This is a genomic window from Chryseobacterium sp. IT-36CA2, assembly GCF_949767875.1.
Classification (GTDB): Bacteria; Bacteroidota; Bacteroidia; order Flavobacteriales; family Weeksellaceae; genus Chryseobacterium.
In genome coordinates this window covers 520,148-541,783 of sequence record NZ_CATKPG010000020.1, presented here as the reverse complement: position 1 = coordinate 541,783, position 21,636 = coordinate 520,148, and the positions used below count along the sequence as shown (strand labels likewise).

The following is a 21,636-nucleotide window of genomic DNA, read 5'->3' as shown; positions in this document are numbered from 1 at the left end:
AAAAACAACCATACAATGGCAGAAATAAATCCGGCAGAAGTATCTGCGATCTTAAAACAGCAATTGGCCAACTTCGATACTCAATCAAACGTTGAGGAAGTAGGTACAGTTTTAACCATCGGTGATGGTATTGCTCGTGTATACGGGTTAGAAAACGTACAATACGGAGAGTTGGTGAAATTTTCTAGTGATGTAGAAGGTATTGTACTTAACCTTGAAGAAGACAACGTGGGTGTTGCTCTACTTGGTGAAAGTAAATTAGTAAAAGAAGGTGATACAGTAAGAAGAACAAACAGAATCTCCTCTATCAAAGTAGGAGAAGGTATGTTAGGAAGAGTAGTAGATACTCTTGGTAACCCTATCGATGGTAAAGGTCCTATTACTGGGGATTTATACGAAATGCCATTGGAAAGAAAGGCTCCTGGAGTTATCTTCAGACAGCCGGTAACTGAACCTCTACAATCTGGTATCGTTGCAATTGACGCGATGATTCCTGTAGGAAGAGGCCAGAGAGAGCTTATCATTGGTGACAGACAAACAGGTAAAACTACTGTTGCAATTGATACGATCATCAACCAAAAAGAATTCTTTGATGCTGGTAAACCAGTATATTGTATATATGTTGCTATCGGTCAGAAAGCTTCTACTGTAGCACAAATCGTTAAAACTCTTTCTGATAAAGGAGCTTTAGCGTATACTGTAATTGTTGCGGCTAACGCATCAGATCCAGTTCCAATGCAGGTATACTCTGCAATGGCAGGAGCTTCTATCGGTGAGTTCTTCAGAGACACTGGTAGACCAGCACTTATCGTTTATGATGACTTATCTAAACAAGCTGTTGCTTACCGTGAGCTTTCTCTACTATTGAGAAGACCACCGGGCCGTGAAGCTTACCCTGGAGACGTTTTCTACCTTCACTCAAGACTATTGGAAAGAGCTGCAAAAGTAATCGCTGATGACGAAATTGCTAAGCAAATGAACGATTTGCCAGAGTCTCTTAGACCAATCGTAAAAGGTGGTGGTTCATTAACAGCCCTTCCAATTATCGAAACTCAGGCTGGTGACGTTTCTGCATATATCCCTACAAACGTAATCTCTATTACAGACGGACAGATCTTCTTGGAGTCTGATCTATTCAACTCAGGGGTTCGTCCAGCGATCAACGTTGGTATCTCTGTATCGAGAGTAGGAGGTAATGCTCAGATCAAATCAATGAAAAAAGTTTCTGGTACGTTGAAGCTTGATCAGGCTCAATATAAAGAACTAGAAGCGTTTGCTAAATTTGGTTCTGACCTTGATGCGTCTACTTTAGCAGTTATCTCTAAAGGAGAAAGAAACGTAGAAATCCTTAAGCAGCCGGTAAATGCACCACTTCCTGTAGAAAGTCAGGTAGCGATCGTATATGCTGGAACAGAAAACTTAATGAGAAACGTTCCATTGAACAAGATTAAAGAATTCCAACACGAATATATCGAGTTCCTAAAATCTAAGCACCCAGATACAATGGCTGCAATTAAGGCTGGAAAAATCGATAACGATATTACAGGTGTTCTTAAGCAGGCAGCTAACGATTTAGCTTCTAAATACAACTAAAAAATTCAAAGTTTAAGGTTTAAAACATAGTGTTTTAAACCTTAAACTTTAGACCTTAAACTTTGAACCCAAATTAATGGCAAACTTAAAAGAAATACGAGGCAGAATTACGTCAATTTCATCTACGATGCAGATTACACGTGCTATGAAGATGGTTTCCGCAGCGAAACTTAAAAAAGCACAGGATGCAATCGTAATGTTAAGACCTTATTCTGAAAAATTACAGGAGCTTATCCAGAATGTAAATTCTAGCTCTGATCCTGATCAGATTTCTGTATATGCTCAGAAAAGAGAGGTTAAAAGAGTACTATTCATCGCTGTTACTTCAAACAGAGGTCTTGCGGGAGCTTTTAACTCTTCTATCGTAAAAGAGCTTAACCTTCAGTTTCAGAATAATTCTCAATATGAGATTGAAATTCTACCTGTAGGTAAAAAAGTATATGATGCTGTAAGAAGAAACCGTACGGTATATGCTAATGGAAGTTCTGTGTATGATAATCTGAACTTTGATGCAGTTGCTCATATCACTGAAGGGGTAATGACAAGCTTCAGAGAAGGTAAATTTGACGAAGTATATGTTATCTATAACAAATTCGTTAATGCTGCTACTCAGGAGGTAACTACAGAAAAACTTCTTCCAATCTCAATGCCGGAAAACACTGAGCCACAGGTTGAAACAGATTATATTTTTGAACCTAACAGAACTGAGATTCTTGATAATTTGATTCCAAAGTCTATCAAAACTCAGGTTTTCAAAGCCATCCTAGATTCAGTAGCATCTGAGCACGGAGCGAGAATGACTGCAATGCACAAAGCAACAGATAATGCCGAAGCTTTGAGAAATGATCTTAAGATCTTCTACAACAAAGCAAGACAGGCTGCAATTACCAACGAAATCCTGGAAATTGTTTCCGGAGCAGAAGCTTTGAAAAATTCTTAAAGAATTATTTTAATATACAAATTAAAGCACCGAAATTATCGGTGCTTTTTTATTTAAATAAGGTGAAAACCGCTGTTTACTATCCAAAAATCTCCCTTTTTTAGAAAAATGGATTTCTGTTCCAATTATTTTTTTTATTTAAAAACAGGAGTATCTTAAAGATCGATTTTTCTGTTTCAAAAATCTCCAATCGAAATAATCAATCCCGGATTCAGGCAGGTTATTTTTATTTTACATATCTTTGTACCTAATAAAATTTATACAACCTCTAAATGGACTCGGACATAGTCAGGCTTTTGCTGGCCTTATTTCTTGTTTTACTAAATGGCTTCTTCGTAGCCGCAGAATTTTCAATTGTTAAAGTTCGTTACTCACAAATTCAGTTAAAAGCCGCAGAAGGTAATTCTATGGCTAAACAAGCAGAACATATCATCAAGCATCTTGATGAATATCTTTCCGCTACACAATTAGGAATTACATTGGCATCCCTTGCCCTTGGTTGGGTGGGAGAAAGTGCCCTGCATCATATTGTTGAAAATATTTTCACATCGTTGAGTATTGATCTTACTCAAACAACGATTACTACCATTTCGGTAGCAACAAGTTTTGTATTGATTACCATCATGCACATTGTATTTGGTGAGCTTATCCCAAAATCAATTGCCATCAGAAAATCTGAAGCCACTACAATGGCTACAGCTGTTCCGTTGAGAGTTTTTTACACGATTTTTAAACCATTTATCTGGTTGATGAACTCAATGTCGAATGGTTTCTTAAGACTTATAAAAATCCACCCTGCTTCCGAACAGGAAATTCACTCTACCGAAGAACTTCAGCTTTTGGTAAAACAAAGTGCAGACAGTGGTGAGATTGAAGAAGAGAACTATGAAATCATTAAAAATGCATTTGATTTTACAGATCACTCTGCGAAGCAGATCATGGTTCCAAGGCAGAATATCACTTCCATAGACTTTGAAGAAGATGTTAATGATATTATCAATAAGATTATGGATAGCGGTTACTCCCGTATTCCTGTTTATATTGATTCTATTGACAATGTGATCGGAATTTTCTACACAAAGGAAATTATAAGAGAATTTGTAAAGAGAAAAGGTGATCTGGATCATGAAGACCTTAAAGACTTAATGCGTGATGCCTTTTTCGTGGTGGAAAGTAAAAAAGTTTCTGACTTATTGAAAACTTTCCAGCTTAAAAAACAACATATTGCTATTGTTATTGACGAATTTGGAGGAACTGAAGGAATTATCACACTGGAAGATATCCTTGAGGAACTTGTAGGTGAAATTCAGGATGAAGAAGATGATGAAGAAAAAATCGTTGATAAAATAGCGGATAATACGTATTGGGTACAGGCTACACAACCTTTGGACGAAATCAATGAGTTCCTTCCTAAAAGGCTTCCTCTTTCTGAAGAAAGTGAGTACAATTCATTAGCCGGATTTATTCTTTATGAATTGGAAGAAATCCCTGAAGAAAATCAGGAGTTTGATCTTGAAGACTATCACTTTAAAATTCTGAAGATGAATAACAAGAGTGTGGAACTTGTGGAATTAATTTATCAGGAGCCTAATGCCATTGATAATCTGGCAGACAAAATAGGAGAAGTTTAAAAGAATTAGAATGAGTTTTTATAACAGTATAAAAGATTACGAAAATCCGAAACGTCAGTACGAAGAAGAAGTTCTCGTCTTAGATGATACGGATGAAGTTTACAAACTGGTACTGCATAACGATGATGTTCATACATTTGATTATGTAATAGACTGCCTGATCGAAATATGCAAACATAGTCTGGAACAGGCTGAGCAATGCACTATTTTGGTTCATTATAAAGGTAAGTGCACCGTAAAAACAGGCTCAATGGATGTTTTGAAGCCTATGCATGAAAAATTAATTTCGCGCGAATTAACAAGCGAAATCGTATAATAAAAGAACCGACAATCAATTTGTCGGTTTTTTTATTAAATCCGGATAGAAAAATTGAGTAATAATGATAAATGACAAAGACTAACAGGCATCCGGCAAATCTTTTAATCTTTAAATGCTTTAATCTTTTAATTTCTCAATACACTTACATTGTCATATTTTATCTAAAATAGTATATTTGTACCAACTATAAAGAAACAAAAAAACAATGCTTGTAATAGGAATTGCCGGTGGTACAGGATCCGGCAAAACTACAGTTGTTGATAAGATACTTCAGCAGCTTGATATTGAGGGAATGAATATCCTCTCTCAGGATAATTATTATCACGACAACCAAGGTCTTACACTCACGGAAAGAGAAGCTCTAAACTATGACCATCCGAAATCCATAGACTTTGACCTACTGATAAAACATGTAAAAGCTTTAAAAAATAATGAGTCTATTGAACAGCCCATTTATAGCTTTGTCACTCATTCCAGAACAGGAGATCATGTTACTGTAGAACCTAAGAATGTATTGGTAGTAGAAGGAATTCTTGTTCTTACCAACAAAGAATTACTGAAAGAATTTGATTTGAAAGTATTTGTTCATGCAGATTCTGACGAAAGACTGATCAGGAGGATCAGAAGAGATACCCAGGAAAGGGGAAGAGATCTGAGCGAAGTATTACACCGTTATCAGACTACATTGAAACCAATGCACCAGGAATTCATCGAGCCGTCTAAAAATGATGCCGATCTTATTATTCCCAATATGAAGCAGAATTCTGTAGCCATTGATTTTTTAACTACCGTTATTAAAAATTCATTGAAAAAACATTAAAAAATGGAAGAAAATAACCTTATCAAAGACATTCAGCCGAAATCTGAAACATTCAAAATTATCCAGAAATATGTTTTGAATAAGTATACCATTACGATCTGTCTGTTTTTGGTATGGATGATTTTTTTCGATAAAACCTCATTTCTTGTAATTAATGAACTGAATGGTGAGATTCATAAATATGAAGATCAGCTGGATTATTATAAAAAAGAATACGAGAAAAACGATGCTTTTTATAAAAAACTGATGAATAACAAATCAGAAAAAGAAAAGTATGCAAGAGAAAATTATTTTATGAAAAAACCGAATGAAGAGATCTTTATTCTGGTGGTAGACAGCACAAAAGTTGCTAAAAAGTAATAAAAATCAAATAGAATTATATCAATGGTGAAATTTATTTTGTGTTTGAAAATTCATTTACAAAGTAAAATTCACTATTGACAATTTATAATTTAAACTAAAACTAATGTCAAATACACATATACTTTCAAACTGGGAAAATTTAGTCAAAAAACAGCTTAAAACAGAGGATATTTATCCAGTTTTAGAAAAGCAGAATCTGGAAGGTGTAGAGGTGAAGCCTTTTTATACAGAAGTTGAGAAACCTTTGTTAAATCTGCCCAGAGTTGAAGAAAGCACCCATTTGGTAGCAAGATACCATGAAAGTCTGGAAGATGAAGTATTTGCATTTGTCCTTGATCAGAATGTAGAAAACCTTGATCAGAAAACCCTTTTTATTAATAATAAAGAACTTGCAGGACATATCAGTCCCACAGAAGAAGACCAGTATTTTTCACTGATAGATGTTTTTGATGAAAAAACAGGAGTTATTGATGATCAGTTAGTAAAAGAATTGCTGGCAAAAGACTTCAAAAGAAGAATCTGTGTTGATATTTCACTGCATCAGAATGCAGGAGCTGCCATCTATCAGCAGCTGGGTATTGCTTTGGCAAAAGCTAAAGAATTAGTAGAGGCATATGGAGCTGAAATTTTAAACAAATTGATCTTCAGAATAGCAGTAGGAGGAAGCTATTTTTTTGAAATGGCCAAACTGAGAGCCTTTAAAATCGTTTTTAACCAGTTTTCCAAAGAATATGGACTGGATGAAGTTCCTTACATCTTTGCGGAGACTTCGCTTCGAAATAAAGCAGTAGCTGATAACGAAAACAATCTGATCCGTTCCACATTAGAACTTGCTTCTGCCATGATTGGAGGTGCTGATGCCGTATTTTCCAATAACTATCTTGTAGACAGAAGTACGGATAACTCGGAGGAAATATCTTTCAAGCAACAGATTGTTCTGGCTTACGAAAGTATTATCAATGTATTTGAAGATGCTTCGAACGGAAGTTATTATGTAGAAGATATTACGCGCCAGTTTGCAGAGAAATCATGGGCTTTATTTGTTGAAATAGAAGAAGCAGGAGGGTATCTTGAGCTATTGAAACAGGGAATTGTCCAGAAAAAGATCTACGATCATGCTATTGAAGAACAGCAATGGATTGAAGAAGGGAAAATAAAGCTGATAGGAGTTAATTTATACCCTAAATTAGACGTTAAAAAGTCCATTGGAGATCTTTACAACGAAAAAGAAATAAAAGCCGTACGTTGGGCTGAAATGTTTGAATAGGACATCTTAAAATAAACTGATACTTCGGCTCCGCTCAGTATGACACTGTTAAATTTTCTGTATTAATTTTCAATAATAAATTTATACATTGAGTATTAGCGTTGTCATGCTGAGCGGAGTCGAAGCATTTTAAACAAATGAACATAAAATTGGCAGAGTCTGTGGAAAACAAATTATCAAACAAAGAAATTCAAAACTATATCAACGCAAATCTGCATTCAAATTTACACACCTTACTGTTGAAAAAATCACCATTTCCAGAGGTTTCTATGCAGGAAATTGTACAGCAGATCAAAGGAAAGCAGGTGGCAGAGAGGAAATTTCCATTTCTTTTAAAAGAAGGCATTCTTTTCCCGCCACAGCTTAATCTGGAACAGTCATCATCCGAAAAAACGGCCCTATATAAATCTGAAATACTGAAAGGAAAAACATTTATTGACCTTACAAGCGGTTTTGGGATTGACGCTTATTATCTGTCTCAAAATTTTGACGATATCACTTTAGTAGAACAGAATACCGAACTTTTAAAGATTGTTGAAAATAATTGGAATATTTTAAACCGAAAAGCAAAATTTATCAATCTTAAGCTTGAAGATTTTTTGGAGACCAATCAGGAACACTTTGATGTTATTTATCTTGATCCGGCCAGAAGAGACGAGCAAAAAAATAAAGTTTTTCTTTTGGAAGATCTTTCACCAGATATTCTTGAAATTCAGGAAAAATTATGCTCTATTTCCAATCTTGTAATAATAAAGCTTTCCCCGCTTATTGACCTTAAGTACCTTGTTTCAGTGCTGCCAGGCATTTCAAGAATTGATATTATTGCTTTGAAAAATGACGTGAAGGAAGTTGTAGTTTTTTTATCCAACGAAAATACAGAAGGAATTATATGCAACTGTGTGAATCTTGAAAGTGGGGAAGAAGCCTTTACATTCAGATTTGGGGAAGAAGAAACCGCAGAATCGGAATATTCTGAACCAGAAAAATACATTTACATTCCTAATCACTCCATTTTGAAGGCGGGAATCTTTAATTTAATTTCTCAAAAATTTGGATTAAAAAAACTGCACCCGAATACCCATTTATATACTTCAGCTGAGAAAAATGAAAACTTCCCAGGAAGAATTTTAGAGATGGAAGTGATTGATTCTAAAAATATTAAAAAGAAAGAGCAGTTCAATATTATTTCAAAAAATTACCCTTTAAAACCGGAAGAAATCAAAAAGAAATACGGACTGAAAGATGGAGGAAAACAATACCTTATTTTTACACAATCCAAAAAAGGGAAAATTATTTTAAAATCAGTATAAAAATGTTGCTGAAAAATGCAGGATTTCTTAATTTTGGGCAATCAAAAATTTAAGCATGAAATCGCGGGCTGTTTAAATAACCAAAAATAGTGCGGTTTCATATGATTTTTTAAAAAATTAAATTGTACATATGAAAAAATTGATTATATGTTTAGCTATTGCAACTGTAGCTGTAAGCTGTAAAAAAATATCTGCTGGAGGGAATAAAAATACTCTTAAATTAGAAGAAGGAGCAGAAAGATATTCTGATGACGTTCAGAAAGGTGGAGAGGCTCACGGACATGGTCATGAGGCTGCTGCAACAGCTGAAGGACACAAAGAAGAAGCTGCAAAACCTGAAGCTCACAAAACAGACAGTACTGCTGCGGCAAAACCTGCTGAAGCAAAAGAAGCTCCAAAAGCTGAACACTAATTAGTAGTATACAATATACAAGTGCCCTGTTTCTGCAGGGCATTTTTTATTAAAAAATCTGACTAACGGGCTCAGTAACACAAGGTTTGGAAAATCATTCCTTTTTGTTTGTCCCTGCCAGGCATTTTTTTTAATTTTAACAAAATAAATTTTTACAATGCAAGAGACATTAAATTACATTAACGAAAACAAACAGCGTTTCGTGGATGAATTATTTGAGTTATTGAGAATTCCTTCTATTTCTGCAGATCCGGCGTATAAAGATGACGTTTTGAAATGTGCAGATGTAGTGGCAGCACACCTTAAGAATGCAGGAGCTGATAATGTTGAAATTTGCCAGACAAAAGGGTATCCAATTGTTTTCGGGGAAAAGATTTTAGATAAAAATTTACCTACAGTATTGGTTTATGGACACTATGATGTTCAGCCGGCAGATCCATTGGAATTATGGACAAAACCTCCTTTTGAGCCTTATATTGAGAAAACTGAATTACACCCTGAAGGTGCCATCTTCGCAAGAGGTTCTGCTGATGATAAAGGACAGTTTTTCATGCACCTGAAGGCTTTTGAAGCCATGATGAAAACCAATGCTCTTCCTTGCAATGTTAAATTTATCTTAGAAGGAGAAGAAGAAGTAGGATCTGTAAGCTTGGGAGACTGGGTAAATGAAAATAAAGAGAAATTAACTTGCGATTGTATCTTAATTTCGGATACGCATATCTACAGCAACGAACAGCCTACTGTAACAACAGGATTAAGAGGTTTAAGCTATGTAGAAGTAGAAGTGGAAGGGCCAAACAGAGACCTGCACTCAGGGCTTTATGGTGGAGCAGTTCCAAACCCTATTCATGTTCTTTCAAGAATGATCGCTAATCTGATCGACGAAAACGGGCACATTACGATTGACGGGTTCTACGACAATGTAGAAACGGTTTCAGACGCAGAAAGAGCTGAAATGAACAAATTGAAAGACAATCCGGAAGAATTCAAAAAATCAATCGGATTAAGCAATATCGAAGGGGAAAAAGGATATACAACGTTAGAAAGAACATCTATTCGTCCTACTTTAGACTGCAACGGAATCTGGGGTGGTTATACAGGAGAAGGAGCAAAAACAGTAATTCCTTCAAAAGCTTTTGCTAAAATTTCAATGCGTTTGGTTCCTTACCAGACTCCTCAGGAGATCACAGAGAAATTCACAAAATATTTTGAAAAGATTGCTCCAGATACAGTAAAAATTAAAGTAACCCCTCACCACGGAGGTATGCCTTACGTTTTACCAACAGATACTAAAGAATTTGCTGCTGCAAAAGAAGCAATGGAATCAGCATTTGGAAAAGAAGTTCTTCCGTACAGAGGAGGAGGAAGTATTCCTATTACAGCCATGTTTGAGCAGATTTTAGGCGCTAAGTCTGTATTGATGGGCTTTGGGTTGGATTCTGATGCGATCCACTCTCCAAACGAACACTATGGATTATTTAATTTCTATAAAGGAATTGAAAGTATTCCAATGTTTTTTGAAAATTATTCAAAGTAATTCAACGAAAATAACAAATGATAAGGTATTTCTGCAAAGAGATACCTTATTTTTTTATCCATTTCATACCATTGTCACCTTTTAGAAATGTGTTTTTAGTGTCCTTTAAAAATTAAATTCACTGAAAATAAAAGTGTTAATTTTTATTTGCAATAAGTTATTTCACTATTCATGGAAAGTTTATATTTTTAATACAAAACTTGATTTACCATGAAAAAATACTACTTAATTGCATTTTTACTATTGTCAACATGCGTTTTTGCGCAACAGACAGTATCTTTTGAATCCAATGAAGGATTTAACACCGGAAATATCAACGGACAAGCTGGCTGGATCAGTACACCTACAGGAGGTGTTCCTGAAAATATAACCCATCAAACCATCAGTTCTGATAAAGCGAGTGACGGAAGCACATCCCTCAAAATTGTCAAAGAAACAACCTATGGAACCCAATCCGAGCCTATTATAGGAGGTTTTTATAATCTGCCACCCCCTCTTTCCTACAACAACTTCTCAGTATCATTCGATATCAATATGTCACAGCTCAACGGCTCTGATTTTGGCTTTCAAGGGGTGAGTGGTATTGATGATCAGGTTGTTGTGAGATTGGATTTTGATAAAACCGGACTGGTCAAGATTCTGAATACCATATCAGGTGTACAGGATCTGATTTCCATCCCTTCAGCCTGGCTGCCTAATACATGGTATAGATTCAAGGTTGTTGGAAGCCCTGCAGAGGTCAGTTACTATCTTAATAACGTCCTCATTTATACAGGTACAGCTGCAGGCGCTATGAATATCAATCAGCTGCGTTTTGTACATAATAACGCGTTAGGATCGGCTTATATTGATAATATTAAAATTAATACCGAATTACAGGTCATGGGTGTAAAAGAATCGGATTTAAGTGATATAGAATTAACATTTTATCCTAATCCGGTTGCAGATGTCATCAATGTTACCTCAAAAGAAGCGAAAATTAATCTGGTGAGCATTATTGATATGACTGGAAAATCAATAAAGACTGTATTATCCAGTGATAAGAAAAATGATGCCTCTGTAAATGTATCAGAATTAACTGCCGGAAATTATATTCTTATCATCGATACAGAGAAAGGAAGATTCAATAAGAAATTCATTAAAAAATAAATCCTGATCAATCTTAGCATCAGCAAAACGCTCCAATTGGGGCGTTTTTGTTATTTTAGACAATTAAAATTATTAAATAGATGTCAGAAAATAAAACAGCTTATATAACAGGAGGAACCAAAGGTATCGGTTTCGGAATTGCTAAGATTTTACTTGAAAATGGAATATCAGTAGCATTTTCAGGCAGAAAAAGAGAAGATGTAATGAAGGCCGAAGAAGAGCTTAAACAATACTCAGAAAATGTGTTGGGAATTGTTTCTGATGTAAGAAGCCTGGAAAATGAGCAGGAAGCTGTAAAACATGCGGTTGAAAAGTTTGGAAGACTAGATTATATCATTGCCAATGCAGGATTAGGCATTTTTAAGCCCGTAGATGAATTGACGGCAGAAGAATGGAATGATATGATAGAAACCAACCTTACGGGTGTTTTTTATACCTTAAAAGCCTCTGTAGAAGAATTGAAAAAGACGGAAGGGTATTATATTACCATTTCCAGTCTGGCAGGAGCAAATTTCTTTGAAAACGGAACAGGGTACAATGCTTCAAAATTCGGAGTCGTAGGTTTCACACAAGCTGCTATGATTGACCTAAGAAAGTATAATATTAAGTCCACAGTCATTATGCCTGGATCAGTAGCGACCCATTTTAACGGAAATACTCCATCGGAAAAGGACAGTTGGAAAATTCAGCCGGAGGATATGGGAAATCTTGTGTTGGATATTTTGAAGATGAATCCAAGAGTTTTACCTAGTAAAATAGAATTTAGGGCTACTAAACCATCATAATGTTTGATCTTAAAAATTTATAGTTAAAATAATAATTTTTTAGGATAACGAATTCAATAAGAGTACATTAATTGATAGATGTTTTTATTTCGCAGGCAACTTTTTAAAGCTTTTGTTGTCCTATGGATAGAAACCACTCTTTCTTCACTTAATTATATAATCATTAATAGGATAGGGGTTAAAATCTACCTAATAACTGGTATTGATTCTATTTTTAAACTGAAGTAAGTTTGGTTTCGAATTAAAATAAAAATATGAAAAATTTTCTATCAATTAATGCATTTTTGTTGATTTTATTTCAAACATGGAATGCCCAGACACTGGAAAGTGACAGCTTTAATACATATACTGTAGGAAATGTAGGGACAGACATTACTGCAGCTACTCCCGGGCAAGGCGGGTTTTATACAGATTTTGCAGGAGGATCCAATTCCGAAGCACAGATCGTAAATATAGATGCTTCCCATGGAAAATCTTTACAGCTTACAGGAAGTGCTGGTGGTCCGGTAACAAAATATATGTGGAAAAATGGCCTTGGAACGGCCTGGGCAGGAAGAACCTCCGGAAATGATATCCTTAAACTGAGTTTTAATCTTTACACGGGAAGCTCTACAGGAGGTGTAGGGCGGGGAACTGTATTGATTTATGACGGAACAACCCATAAAACATTACTAGGAGCCGGATATGAATACAATACACAACGTATTGTTGGAATTGCATACTACACCAAAATATCATCAGGGGTAACCGGAAATTATCTATTTTATCTGGAACCTGCTACTGCTATCTATCCACCCAATACCTGGATTACTTTGAGCTGTACATTCAATAAAACAACAGGAGTTGTTACATGGACAACCCCTGGTGGTGGTACTTACAGCCCTGCATCAACACATACCCCTGCAGCGGCTGGTGTGGATCCTTTCGAAATGGATTTCGTTTCAGTAGCCAGCGCAGGGAATACCGTAGTGAATATCACTTCTTTTGATGATTATATGGTAACAGCGGCAAATGCTGCAACATTGGGAACCAAAGAAGCTGTTGCACAAGAAAACAGAATTTCAGTCTACCCAAATCCTGCAACTGATTTTCTGAATATACAATCAGAAGAACCAGTTACCCAAGTTGAAGTTACAAATATGTCAGGAAGAAAAATGGAGGTTCAGTTAAATCATAATAAAGTAGATATCCGGAATCTTATCCCGGGAATTTATACAGTTAACATTGAAATAAAGGGAAATAAATTTTCTAAAAAAATCATTAAAAAATAATCTTAATCTTACTTTTAATAACATCAAAACGCTCTGTAATAGGGCGTTTTGTTAATTTTAATGCTCTGAATAACAAATCAATATATATTATGCATGCATAATATATTTTTTGCTTATATTAGCAAAAATTAATTCAAACAAAATCTCTGCAAAAATCGTCATGGGTGGATGCATTAAAGGGAAAAAATAAAATAGTACACATGAAAATATTAGTTTGTATTAGTAGTGTTCCGGATACTACTTCCAAAATTAACTTTACAGCAGATAAATCTGCTTTCGACAAAAACGGAATTCAGTGGGTAATCAACCCGCTAGACGAATTTGCATTGACAAAAGCGGTTAAACTTCAGGAATCTCAGGGAGCAACAGTAACAGTAATCAACATAGGGGATGCTGCTACAGAGCCTGTAATTAGAAAAGCTTTAGCTATTGGTGCTAACGATGCTGTAAGAGTAAATCTTGATCCAAAAGACAGCTATTCTACAGCAAAAGAAATTGCAGCTGTAGCTCAAAACGGAGGATATGATCTTATTCTTTGCGGAAAAGAATCCATTGACTATAACGGAGGTTCTGTTCCGGGAATGGTGGCTCAGTTATTGAACCAGCCTTTCGTAAACGCTTCAGTAGGATTAGACGTGAATGGAAGTGAAGCTACGGCAGTAAGAGAAATTGAAGGAGGAAAAGAAACTATTTCTGTAAAATTACCGGCAATTATTGCAGGTCAGAAAGGATTAGTAGATGAAAAAGATCTTATCATCCCGAATATGAGAGGAATTATGTCTGCAAGAACAAAACCTCTACAGGTAGTAGAGCCTTCTTCTTCAGAAGTAAAAGTTCAGGGAGTGTCTTATGACAGCGTTCCTGCAAGAGCAGCTGTGAAAATGGTTTCTCCTGACAATCTGGATGAATTGGTAAGATTACTTCACGAAGAAGCTAAAGTAATCTAATCTTTAAATTTTTTAATCTTTAAATTATTTTAAAATGGCAGTATTCGTATACGCAGAAAATATAAATGGAGTTTACAAAAAAGCAGCTTTCGAAGCAGTTTCTTATGCTAAAGCTATCGCAGATAAAGCTGGAGACACTGTTACAGCAATCTCTGTAAACCCAACAGATTCTTCAGATTTATTATACAAATATGGAGCGTCAAACGTTATCAATATCAAAGACGAAGGTCTTAAAAACTTCTCAGCAAAAGCATTTGCACAGGCTGTAAGCGAAGTAGCAGACGGAAATATCATTGTTTTCCCTCATACTACTGATGCTTCTTCAATTGCTCCTATGTTTGCTGTAATGAAGAATTATTCTTTAATTACTAATGCATTAGAAGCTCCTGAAAGTCTTTCTCCTTTCCAGGTGAAGAGAAGAGCATTCTCAGGAAAAGGTTTCATGCATGCAAAAGCAGAAGGAAACGGAGTAATCGTTACGGTTTCTCAAAATGCTTTCGGTGTTAAAGAAAATGCAGTATCAGGTTCAGAAGAAGTGAAAAACTTATCTGTAGCTAATGAAGATACAAAAGTGATTTCTCATGAGCAAAGTTCAGGCAAATTAGACCTTAAAGAAGCTGAAGTTGTTGTTTCTGCTGGTAGAGGGATGAAAGGTCCTGAAAACTGGGGAATGATTGAAGATTTAGCAAACGTTTTAGGAGCTGCTACAGCATGTTCTAAGCCTGTTTCTGATATCGGATGGAGACCTCACACAGAACACGTAGGACAGACAGGTAAAGCAATTGCACCTAACCTTTATGTGGCTGTAGGTATCTCAGGAGCTATTCAGCACCTTGCCGGAGTAAACTCTTCAAAAACTATCGTAGTAATCAACAGTGATCCTGAAGCACCATTCTTCAAGTCTGCTGACTACGGGGTAGTAGGAGATGCTTTCCAGATTATTCCTGCACTAACAGAGAAAATTAAAGCAATTAAAGGATAAAAGTCAGTGAGGAATAGTTAATGCACTTTGCTCATCAATTTTAATCATTTACCCGCAAAGCAAATTCACTATTAACCACTTACAACTCTTAAAAAAATAAATAAAAGCTCGGCTTTCCGGGCTTTTATTTTTGCGTAAAAAAGTGAAAACACAACAAAAAATTAATCTATATTTGTAGCTATGGATTATAAGCAGCTAATTATTCGCGGAATATCGTACAGCCAAACCCAATCGGGGGCGTACGCATTGTTACTGGAACATGAAGAAACACACATAAAATTACCTGTTGTTATAGGAAATTTCGAAGCTCAGTCTATCTCTCTTGGATTGGAAAAAGATATTCATCCACCGCGTCCTCTTACTCATGATTTATTTACAAAATTTATAGTTTCTGCCAATTATGAGTTGATTTCTGTCATAATCTATCAGATTGTAGACGGAGTATTTTTCTCTAATATCAACTTTAAAAATAAAGTTACCGAAGAAGAATTAATCCTTGATGCCAGAACTTCTGATGCCGTTGCCATGGCCGTAAGATTTGATGCGCCTATATTTACCACACAGCAGGTTTTAAATGAAGCCGGGATTTTACTGGAGCTGGAAGACGTAGCAAAAGAAGATCAATCTTTCTCAGAAACTGTACAGACAGAAGATAATCTAAAATCTCTTTCCATGGAAGAGCTTCAGAAATTATTGGAAGATGCCGTTAAAGAAGAAGACTATGATACTGCCCTTGAGATTCAGGAAGAAATCAAAAGGAGGAAAAAGACAATTGACTAAAGAGATACTTTTTATATAAACTATGAATTTAAAATTACGACTGACCATCCTCAGTTTTCTCCAGTTTTTTGTGTGGGGAGCATGGCTGATTACGATGGCAAACTTCTGGTTTGGCACCAAACATTGGGAAGGAACTCAGTTTGGAGCTGTGTTCGGAACAATGGGAATTGCTTCCATCTTTATGCCAACCATTACTGGAATTATCGCAGACCGCTGGATCAATGCGGAACGTATATTTTCAGTATTACACATTCTTTATGGGGTTGTTCTTTTCATATTACCTCATTCCACAGATCCGAATTCTTTCTTTTCGGTAATGCTTATAGCCATGTGTTTCTATATGCCTACTATCGCACTTGCCAACTCCATTTCTTATACAATCCTGAAAAATAATAATCTGGATGTAGTAAAAGACTTTCCTCCCATTCGTGTATGGGGAACTATTGGTTTTATTGTTGCCATGTGGATCACCAACCTTAGTGGAAACAAAGCGACAGAAGGACAGTTTTATATTGGAGGTGCTGTAGCCATTTTCTTAGGAATTTACGCCCTTACATTACCAAAATGTCCACCACAAAAGCTGATTGATAAAAATTCACCATTATCCGAGCAATTAGGATTGAATGCATTCAAGCTTTTCGGGAACTATAAAATGGCATTGTTCTTTTTATTTTCAATGCTTCTGGGAGCGGCACTTCAGCTTACGAACGCCTATGGAGATGTTTTCTTAAGTGAATTTGCACATTTCCCGAAGTATGCTGATTCGTTTGTAGTACAGAGATCTACCATTATCATGTCAATTTCTCAGGTTTCAGAAACCCTGTTTATTCTGGCGATTCCTTTCTTTCTGAAGAAATTTGGAATCAAAAAAGTAATGTTGATGTCAATGTTAGCATGGGTTTTAAGATTCGGATTCTTCGCATATGGGGTTCCGGATGGATTTGGACTTTCATTAATCATTCTTTCATGTATCGTGTACGGAATGGCTTTTGATTTCTTCAATATCTCAGGTTCACTTTTCGTAGAAACTACCACTGACAAAAAGATACGTTCTTCGGCTCAGGGATTGTTTATGATGATGACCAACGGTTTTGGAGCTGTTTTTGGAAGTTATCTTGCCGGGTGGGCTATTGATAAATTTTTTACCCATCAATTTACAACGGCTTCAGATCTGTCTACTTATCTGGAAACAACTCCTGATAACCCTACTTTCCTGGAAATTTTAAAGAATAGCTTTAATGCTGCTGTGAACGCAGACGGAACCCTTTCCTCTGTAGTAATGGTAAAAGACTGGCAGCAGATATGGCTTTCTTTTGCAATTTATGCGTTGATACTGGCGATTTTCTTTGCTATATTATTCAAGCATAAACACAATCCGGAAGATGTTTCTTCAGTGAAACATTAATCGAAACTTACATTTATTAAGATATTAAATTGCATTTTTGAAAAAAAAATGCAATTTTTTTTTATTTTTAAGCCATTGTGTTGGCAGGAACCTGTTTATTAAAAAATACTTTTATTCCTGATTTCTGAAAAGATGCTTTTCCGGAGAAAAATAAGGACTTCAGCCTGATATAGAATCCTTAAATGTTAATTTTTAATTTGATAATAAATCTCTTTTTTCTTTATGTAATAATTAGAAATATCGAATATTTTTTATAACTAACAAGTGTTCGGAAGCGGAATTTCTATTTTTAAAACACTCTCTTTAAAAGTGTGTTTTTTTTTGTATTTTGGCACTTTAGTAAATATGAAAAATATTCAATTATTAGGATTACTGTTAGTCATTGTTGGTAGTTTTTTACCCCTGGTACATGTGCCTGTTATTGGGAACTGGAACTATTGGAAGCTTGATCATTATCTGGCTATTGCCTGTTGGTTATTTTCAGCATGCGCTGTTTTTGGAATCGTCAATAACAGTGCAAAAATTGTAAGGTTTTTTGGTATTCTGCTTATACTTTTATTTGCGTTTACCTTATTTGCTGTAAAAATGCAGTCTCTACAATATTTCAGTTTTTTACCTTTCAAATCCTGGCAGGAAACTTTTGCCGGTATCGTTAAACTGAGATGGGGCTGGATTGTAGAGTTTTTAGGAGCTTTTCTTCTGGTTTTTTCAGGAGGAAATAAGAAAGTTAATAATACAACACAAATATAAAAATGAACTTATTAAAAATATTCTCAGCAGGAATGCTGTTGACTGCAGCTATTCAGATTCAGGCTCAGACAACAGAGCAGAAAAAACCGGATAATCCGGCTAAATGTGCCAATATCAAAGAAGGTAAATTTGTAAGACCTAATTACCCGGAAGGAATATGGTATATGACCATTAAAGATAATGTTCAAACTGAATATTTTAATAATGGAAAAGACTTTATCAAATCAACATTGGTTTTCGTAGATGATTGCAACTACAAAGCTATTGTCATGGAGAAGTCTGATAAAAATGATCCTGCACAGGTAGGAGATGTTTTCAATAACAAAATAGTAGCCACACAAGATAATCTTCTGAAAGTGAATACTAAGATTGAAGGAACATCATTCGACGTTGTGTACGTAAAAGTAAAATAAATTCTAACTATAAAAATGGAACACTGGTTCCGTTTGGCTAAATAAAAATTATATACATGAAAGAAGTATTCATTGTTTCCGCAGTAAGAACACCTATGGGGAGTTTTATGGGAAGCTTATCAACAGTTCCAGCTACAAAACTGGGAGCAACTGCCGTAAAAGGAGCATTAGATAAAATCGGTTTAGATCCTAATCAGGTTCAGGAAATCTATATGGGAAATGTTCTTCAGGCAGGAGAAGGCCAGGCGCCGGCTCGTCAGGTAGCTTTAGGAGCAGGTCTTTCAATCAATACACCTTCTACTACAGTCAATAAAGTATGTGCTTCGGGAATGAAGGCTGTAACAATGGCTGCTCAGGCAATCAAAGCTGGTGATGCAGAAGTAATTGTTGCAGGAGGTATGGAAAATATGTCTTTAGTTCCTCACTATTATAATGCAAGAGTTGCTACAAAATTAGGCGATATCAAAATGCTTGATGGAATGGTACTTGACGGTCTTACAGACGTATACAACAAAGTACATATGGGAGTATGTGCAGAAAAATGTGCGGTAGACTATAATATCACAAGAGAAGATCAGGATAACTTTGCTGTTGAATCTTACAAAAGATCAGCAAAAGCATGGAGCGAAGGCAAATTCAACGAAGAAATTGTACCGGTTTCTATTCCACAGAGAAAAGGAGAGCCTGTAATTTTTGCTGAAGATGAAGAATACAAAGCTGTAAACTTCGACAGAATTTCAACACTTCCTACTGTATTCAAAAAAGAAGAAGGAACGGTAACTGCAGCTAATGCATCTACTTTGAACGACGGTGCTTCTGCGCTAATCCTTGTTTCTAAAGAAAAAATGGAAGAACTTGGATTAAAGCCTCTTGCAAAAATTGTTTCTTATGCTGATGCAGCACATGAGCCTGAAAACTTTACTACTGCTCCGGCTAAAGCACTACCTATCGCTCTTAAAAAAGCAGGATTAGAAGTTTCTGATATCGATTTCTTCGAATTCAACGAAGCATTCTCAGTAGTAGGATTGGCTAATAACAAAATCTTAGGATTAGATGCAGCTAAAGTAAACGTAAACGGAGGAGCTGTTGCTCTAGGACACCCATTGGGAAGTTCAGGATCAAGAATCATCGTTACATTGATTAATGTATTGAAGCAAAATAATGCAAAATACGGTGCAGCAGCAATCTGCAACGGTGGTGGAGGTGCTTCTGCTATCGTGATTGAAAATATCTAATATTCTGTTTCAGAGTATATTACCATTAAGGAATTGATAATTTTTTTAAAAACTTATCCATTTCTTAATGGTTTTTCTATTTTTGTGCTACTAATATATATTTGAAATGTCTGAAACTGAGAATCGACAGCCTAAAAACATAAAGAATAATCCGAAGATTATGAAAGCCTGGGCTGTATATGACTGGGCGAATTCCGTTTATTCCCTGGTTATTACCTCTACTATTTTCCCTATTTATTACTCTATCCTTACCACAGCGTATGAGAAAAAGGAATACATAGCAGAAACGAAAACATGGATTGATGTTCCGGTAAGGCATACAATCAAAATTTTTGGAGAAGGATATCAGCCGGATGCCGTATACGGATATTCACTTACGATATCATTCTTTATCGTAGTATTATTGTCGCCGTTTTTATCTTCTTTAGCAGATACCATCGGAAACAAAAAATCTTTCCTGCAGTTTTTCTGCTACCTTGGAGCAACGTCTTGTATGGGATTAGCTATGTTTACAGGGATGCATAACGTATTTCTGGGACTCTTATTCAGTATTACAGCCAGTGTAGGGTTCTGGGGAAGTTTAGTGTTTTATAACTCGTTCCTTCCGGATATTGCTACACCAGACAGGCAGGATGCACTTTCTGCCAGAGGATATGTTTACGGATATATCGGTTCTGTAGTTTTGGTAGTAATCTGTTTAATTTTAATTCAGGTTTTTGCTAAAGGAGCAGCTCAGCAGTTACTATTTACCAGAATCAGTTTCCTATTAACAGGAGCATGGTGGTTCGGGTTTTCCCAATATACATTCAAGCACCTTCCTCAATTTGGGGATGTGAAGGATAAACTTCCTAAAGATTTGGTATTACTGAATTATAAAAACATCTTCAAAAAGCATGAAGATCAGGGAGGTTTCTTTGAGGTATTTAAAGATAATCTGAGCTTTTATAAAGATATAGCAAAAGAAAGTTTTCATGAACTGTTTAAAGTAGGAGGAGAGCTTTTCAAAGATAGAAATCTGAAATTCTTCCTGTCAAGTTTCTTCTTTTACAGTGTAGGAATGCAGACCATTTTCCTTATGGCTACTTTATTTGGAAAGAGTGAGATCAACCTTGCTCAGGATAAATTGATCGGAACCCTTTTGGTTATTCAAATTGAAGCCATCATCGGAGCTGTTATTTTCTCAAGATTATCTAAGAGAATTGGTAACAGAAACGTAATTTCAATTGCTATTGTACTTTGGATTGTAGCTTGTTTATGGGCTTATTTCCTGAACAAAGAAAATCCTACAGTAGAATATCAGTTCTATGGAGTTGCTGCGGTAGTAGGTTTAGTGATGGGAGGACTTCAGGCAATGTCCAGATCTACCTATTCGAAACTGCTTCCGGAAAATTCCATGGAGAACACTACCTACTTCAGTTTCTATGATGTATTGGAGAAAATTGCCATAATCATCGGAACATTCATCTTTGCAACATTGATTGAACATTTCAACAATATGCGTATTGCAGCTTTATCAATGACCATATTTTTTGGTGCAGGATTAGTCTTAATTCGATTCCTGAAGGTCAAAATGAGAACAGACAGAGAAACATTATAAAATTAAAAGGCGTTATTTTTAACGTCTTTTTTTATTTTAACGAATAAAAAACATCTATTTAATTATTTTGTTTGATTTATTTATGTACTCGTAATAAATACTAGAATGTAGTAATGATTTTTCACTATGT

21 protein-coding genes are annotated in these 21,636 nt (G+C 35.7%); all 21 read left to right on the top strand.

Annotation, left to right across the window (positions count from 1 at the left end; genetic code table 11):
* Positions 1–15: 15 nt before the first annotated feature.
* The 21 genes from atpA to ACM6F9_RS09730 all read left to right on the top strand — a co-directional run bounded on the left by atpA (position 16) and on the right by ACM6F9_RS09730 (position 21,506).
* The gene (atpA, locus tag ACM6F9_RS09830) at positions 16–1,593 is read left to right on the top strand and encodes a F0F1 ATP synthase subunit alpha (RefSeq protein WP_414845547.1); all 1,578 of its coding nucleotides are present in this window, start codon (positions 16–18) and stop codon (positions 1,591–1,593) included.
* A 76-nt stretch (positions 1,594–1,669) separates the two neighbouring features.
* Positions 1,670–2,533: an ATP synthase F1 subunit gamma gene (gene atpG, locus ACM6F9_RS09825; protein WP_105701402.1), complete on the top strand. Its 864-nt coding sequence runs from the start codon at positions 1,670–1,672 to the stop codon at positions 2,531–2,533.
* Positions 2,534–2,805: 272 nt separating this feature from the next.
* Entirely contained in the window at positions 2,806–4,164 is a 1,359-nt protein-coding gene (locus tag ACM6F9_RS09820) for a hemolysin family protein (RefSeq protein WP_414845546.1), read from the top strand.
* Between the two features lie 10 nt (positions 4,165–4,174).
* The gene (locus ACM6F9_RS09815; RefSeq protein ID WP_414845545.1) at positions 4,175–4,480 is read left to right on the top strand and encodes an ATP-dependent Clp protease adaptor ClpS; all 306 of its coding nucleotides are present in this window, start codon (positions 4,175–4,177) and stop codon (positions 4,478–4,480) included.
* Positions 4,481–4,688: 208 nt separating this feature from the next.
* Positions 4,689–5,303, top strand: coding sequence for a uridine kinase (udk, locus tag ACM6F9_RS09810; RefSeq protein ID WP_034697618.1), 615 nt, complete (start codon positions 4,689–4,691; stop codon positions 5,301–5,303).
* 3 nt (positions 5,304–5,306) lie between these two features.
* The gene (locus tag ACM6F9_RS09805; protein WP_414845544.1) at positions 5,307–5,663 is read left to right on the top strand and encodes an FtsB family cell division protein; all 357 of its coding nucleotides are present in this window, start codon (positions 5,307–5,309) and stop codon (positions 5,661–5,663) included.
* Between the two features lie 106 nt (positions 5,664–5,769).
* Positions 5,770–6,933: a methylmalonyl-CoA mutase family protein gene (locus tag ACM6F9_RS09800; RefSeq protein WP_414845543.1), complete on the top strand. Its 1,164-nt coding sequence runs from the start codon at positions 5,770–5,772 to the stop codon at positions 6,931–6,933.
* Positions 6,934–7,070: 137 nt separating this feature from the next.
* Positions 7,071–8,243, top strand: coding sequence for a class I SAM-dependent methyltransferase (locus ACM6F9_RS09795; protein ID WP_414845542.1), 1,173 nt, complete (start codon positions 7,071–7,073; stop codon positions 8,241–8,243).
* A gap of 130 nt (positions 8,244–8,373) precedes the next feature.
* Positions 8,374–8,655, top strand: a complete 282-nt coding sequence (locus ACM6F9_RS09790; protein WP_414845541.1) for a hypothetical protein — start codon at positions 8,374–8,376, stop codon at positions 8,653–8,655.
* A 157-nt stretch (positions 8,656–8,812) separates the two neighbouring features.
* Positions 8,813–10,192: a dipeptidase gene (locus tag ACM6F9_RS09785; protein ID WP_105701409.1), complete on the top strand. Its 1,380-nt coding sequence runs from the start codon at positions 8,813–8,815 to the stop codon at positions 10,190–10,192.
* Between the two features lie 210 nt (positions 10,193–10,402).
* Positions 10,403–11,341 carry a T9SS type A sorting domain-containing protein gene (locus ACM6F9_RS09780; RefSeq protein WP_414845540.1) on the top strand — a complete coding sequence of 313 codons (939 nt, stop codon included), beginning with the start codon at positions 10,403–10,405 and terminating at the stop codon, positions 11,339–11,341.
* Between the two features lie 80 nt (positions 11,342–11,421).
* Positions 11,422–12,126 (top strand): SDR family oxidoreductase, encoded by a 705-nt coding sequence (locus tag ACM6F9_RS09775; RefSeq protein WP_414845539.1) that lies wholly within the window; start codon positions 11,422–11,424, stop codon positions 12,124–12,126.
* A gap of 254 nt (positions 12,127–12,380) precedes the next feature.
* On the top strand, positions 12,381–13,397 hold the full coding sequence (locus ACM6F9_RS09770) for a T9SS type A sorting domain-containing protein (RefSeq protein WP_414845538.1): 1,017 nt from the start codon (positions 12,381–12,383) through the stop codon (positions 13,395–13,397).
* 200 nt (positions 13,398–13,597) lie between these two features.
* Positions 13,598–14,344 carry an electron transfer flavoprotein subunit beta/FixA family protein gene (locus ACM6F9_RS09765; protein WP_414845537.1) on the top strand — a complete coding sequence of 249 codons (747 nt, stop codon included), beginning with the start codon at positions 13,598–13,600 and terminating at the stop codon, positions 14,342–14,344.
* Positions 14,345–14,378: 34 nt separating this feature from the next.
* On the top strand, positions 14,379–15,326 hold the full coding sequence (locus ACM6F9_RS09760) for an electron transfer flavoprotein subunit alpha/FixB family protein (protein WP_414845536.1): 948 nt from the start codon (positions 14,379–14,381) through the stop codon (positions 15,324–15,326).
* Positions 15,327–15,506: 180 nt separating this feature from the next.
* Positions 15,507–16,106, top strand: a complete 600-nt coding sequence (locus ACM6F9_RS09755) for a bifunctional nuclease family protein (RefSeq protein ID WP_105701413.1) — start codon at positions 15,507–15,509, stop codon at positions 16,104–16,106.
* Positions 16,107–16,128: 22 nt separating this feature from the next.
* Positions 16,129–17,511, top strand: coding sequence for a nucleoside permease (locus tag ACM6F9_RS09750; RefSeq protein WP_414845535.1), 1,383 nt, complete (start codon positions 16,129–16,131; stop codon positions 17,509–17,511).
* Positions 17,512–17,856: 345 nt separating this feature from the next.
* A complete protein-coding gene (locus ACM6F9_RS09745) occupies positions 17,857–18,261 on the top strand; it encodes a hypothetical protein (RefSeq protein WP_414845534.1) in 405 nt (134 codons plus the stop codon).
* Positions 18,262–18,263: 2 nt separating this feature from the next.
* Positions 18,264–18,674: a hypothetical protein gene (locus ACM6F9_RS09740; protein ID WP_414845533.1), complete on the top strand. Its 411-nt coding sequence runs from the start codon at positions 18,264–18,266 to the stop codon at positions 18,672–18,674.
* Positions 18,675–18,730: 56 nt separating this feature from the next.
* The gene (locus tag ACM6F9_RS09735; RefSeq protein ID WP_129040076.1) at positions 18,731–19,909 is read left to right on the top strand and encodes an acetyl-CoA C-acyltransferase; all 1,179 of its coding nucleotides are present in this window, start codon (positions 18,731–18,733) and stop codon (positions 19,907–19,909) included.
* Between the two features lie 106 nt (positions 19,910–20,015).
* The gene (locus tag ACM6F9_RS09730; RefSeq protein WP_414845532.1) at positions 20,016–21,506 is read left to right on the top strand and encodes an MFS transporter; all 1,491 of its coding nucleotides are present in this window, start codon (positions 20,016–20,018) and stop codon (positions 21,504–21,506) included.
* Positions 21,507–21,636: the final 130 nt, after the last annotated feature.

Bases quoted from the DNA above. Each gene is read 5' to 3' on its own strand.
- ACM6F9_RS09800 (WP_414845543.1), top strand. From the start codon at position 5,770: ATGTCAAATACACATATACTTTCAAACTGGGAAAATTTAGTCAAAAAA.
- ACM6F9_RS09740 (WP_414845533.1), top strand. From the start codon at position 18,264: ATGAACTTATTAAAAATATTCTCAGCAGGAATGCTGTTGACTGCAGCT.
- ACM6F9_RS09755 (WP_105701413.1), top strand. From the start codon at position 15,507: ATGGATTATAAGCAGCTAATTATTCGCGGAATATCGTACAGCCAAACC.
- ACM6F9_RS09805 (WP_414845544.1), top strand. From the start codon at position 5,307: ATGGAAGAAAATAACCTTATCAAAGACATTCAGCCGAAATCTGAAACA.
- ACM6F9_RS09735 (WP_129040076.1), top strand. From the start codon at position 18,731: ATGAAAGAAGTATTCATTGTTTCCGCAGTAAGAACACCTATGGGGAGT.
- atpG (WP_105701402.1), top strand. From the start codon at position 1,670: ATGGCAAACTTAAAAGAAATACGAGGCAGAATTACGTCAATTTCATCT.
- ACM6F9_RS09820 (WP_414845546.1), top strand. From the start codon at position 2,806: ATGGACTCGGACATAGTCAGGCTTTTGCTGGCCTTATTTCTTGTTTTA.
- ACM6F9_RS09770 (WP_414845538.1), top strand. From the start codon at position 12,381: ATGAAAAATTTTCTATCAATTAATGCATTTTTGTTGATTTTATTTCAA.
- udk (WP_034697618.1), top strand. From the start codon at position 4,689: ATGCTTGTAATAGGAATTGCCGGTGGTACAGGATCCGGCAAAACTACA.
- ACM6F9_RS09790 (WP_414845541.1), top strand. From the start codon at position 8,374: ATGAAAAAATTGATTATATGTTTAGCTATTGCAACTGTAGCTGTAAGC.
- ACM6F9_RS09760 (WP_414845536.1), top strand. From the start codon at position 14,379: ATGGCAGTATTCGTATACGCAGAAAATATAAATGGAGTTTACAAAAAA.
- atpA (WP_414845547.1), top strand. From the start codon at position 16: ATGGCAGAAATAAATCCGGCAGAAGTATCTGCGATCTTAAAACAGCAA.
- ACM6F9_RS09780 (WP_414845540.1), top strand. From the start codon at position 10,403: ATGAAAAAATACTACTTAATTGCATTTTTACTATTGTCAACATGCGTT.
- ACM6F9_RS09785 (WP_105701409.1), top strand. From the start codon at position 8,813: ATGCAAGAGACATTAAATTACATTAACGAAAACAAACAGCGTTTCGTG.
- ACM6F9_RS09750 (WP_414845535.1), top strand. From the start codon at position 16,129: ATGAATTTAAAATTACGACTGACCATCCTCAGTTTTCTCCAGTTTTTT.
- ACM6F9_RS09815 (WP_414845545.1), top strand. From the start codon at position 4,175: ATGAGTTTTTATAACAGTATAAAAGATTACGAAAATCCGAAACGTCAG.
- ACM6F9_RS09745 (WP_414845534.1), top strand. From the start codon at position 17,857: ATGAAAAATATTCAATTATTAGGATTACTGTTAGTCATTGTTGGTAGT.
- ACM6F9_RS09795 (WP_414845542.1), top strand. From the start codon at position 7,071: ATGAACATAAAATTGGCAGAGTCTGTGGAAAACAAATTATCAAACAAA.
- ACM6F9_RS09765 (WP_414845537.1), top strand. From the start codon at position 13,598: ATGAAAATATTAGTTTGTATTAGTAGTGTTCCGGATACTACTTCCAAA.
- ACM6F9_RS09730 (WP_414845532.1), top strand. From the start codon at position 20,016: ATGTCTGAAACTGAGAATCGACAGCCTAAAAACATAAAGAATAATCCG.
- ACM6F9_RS09775 (WP_414845539.1), top strand. From the start codon at position 11,422: ATGTCAGAAAATAAAACAGCTTATATAACAGGAGGAACCAAAGGTATC.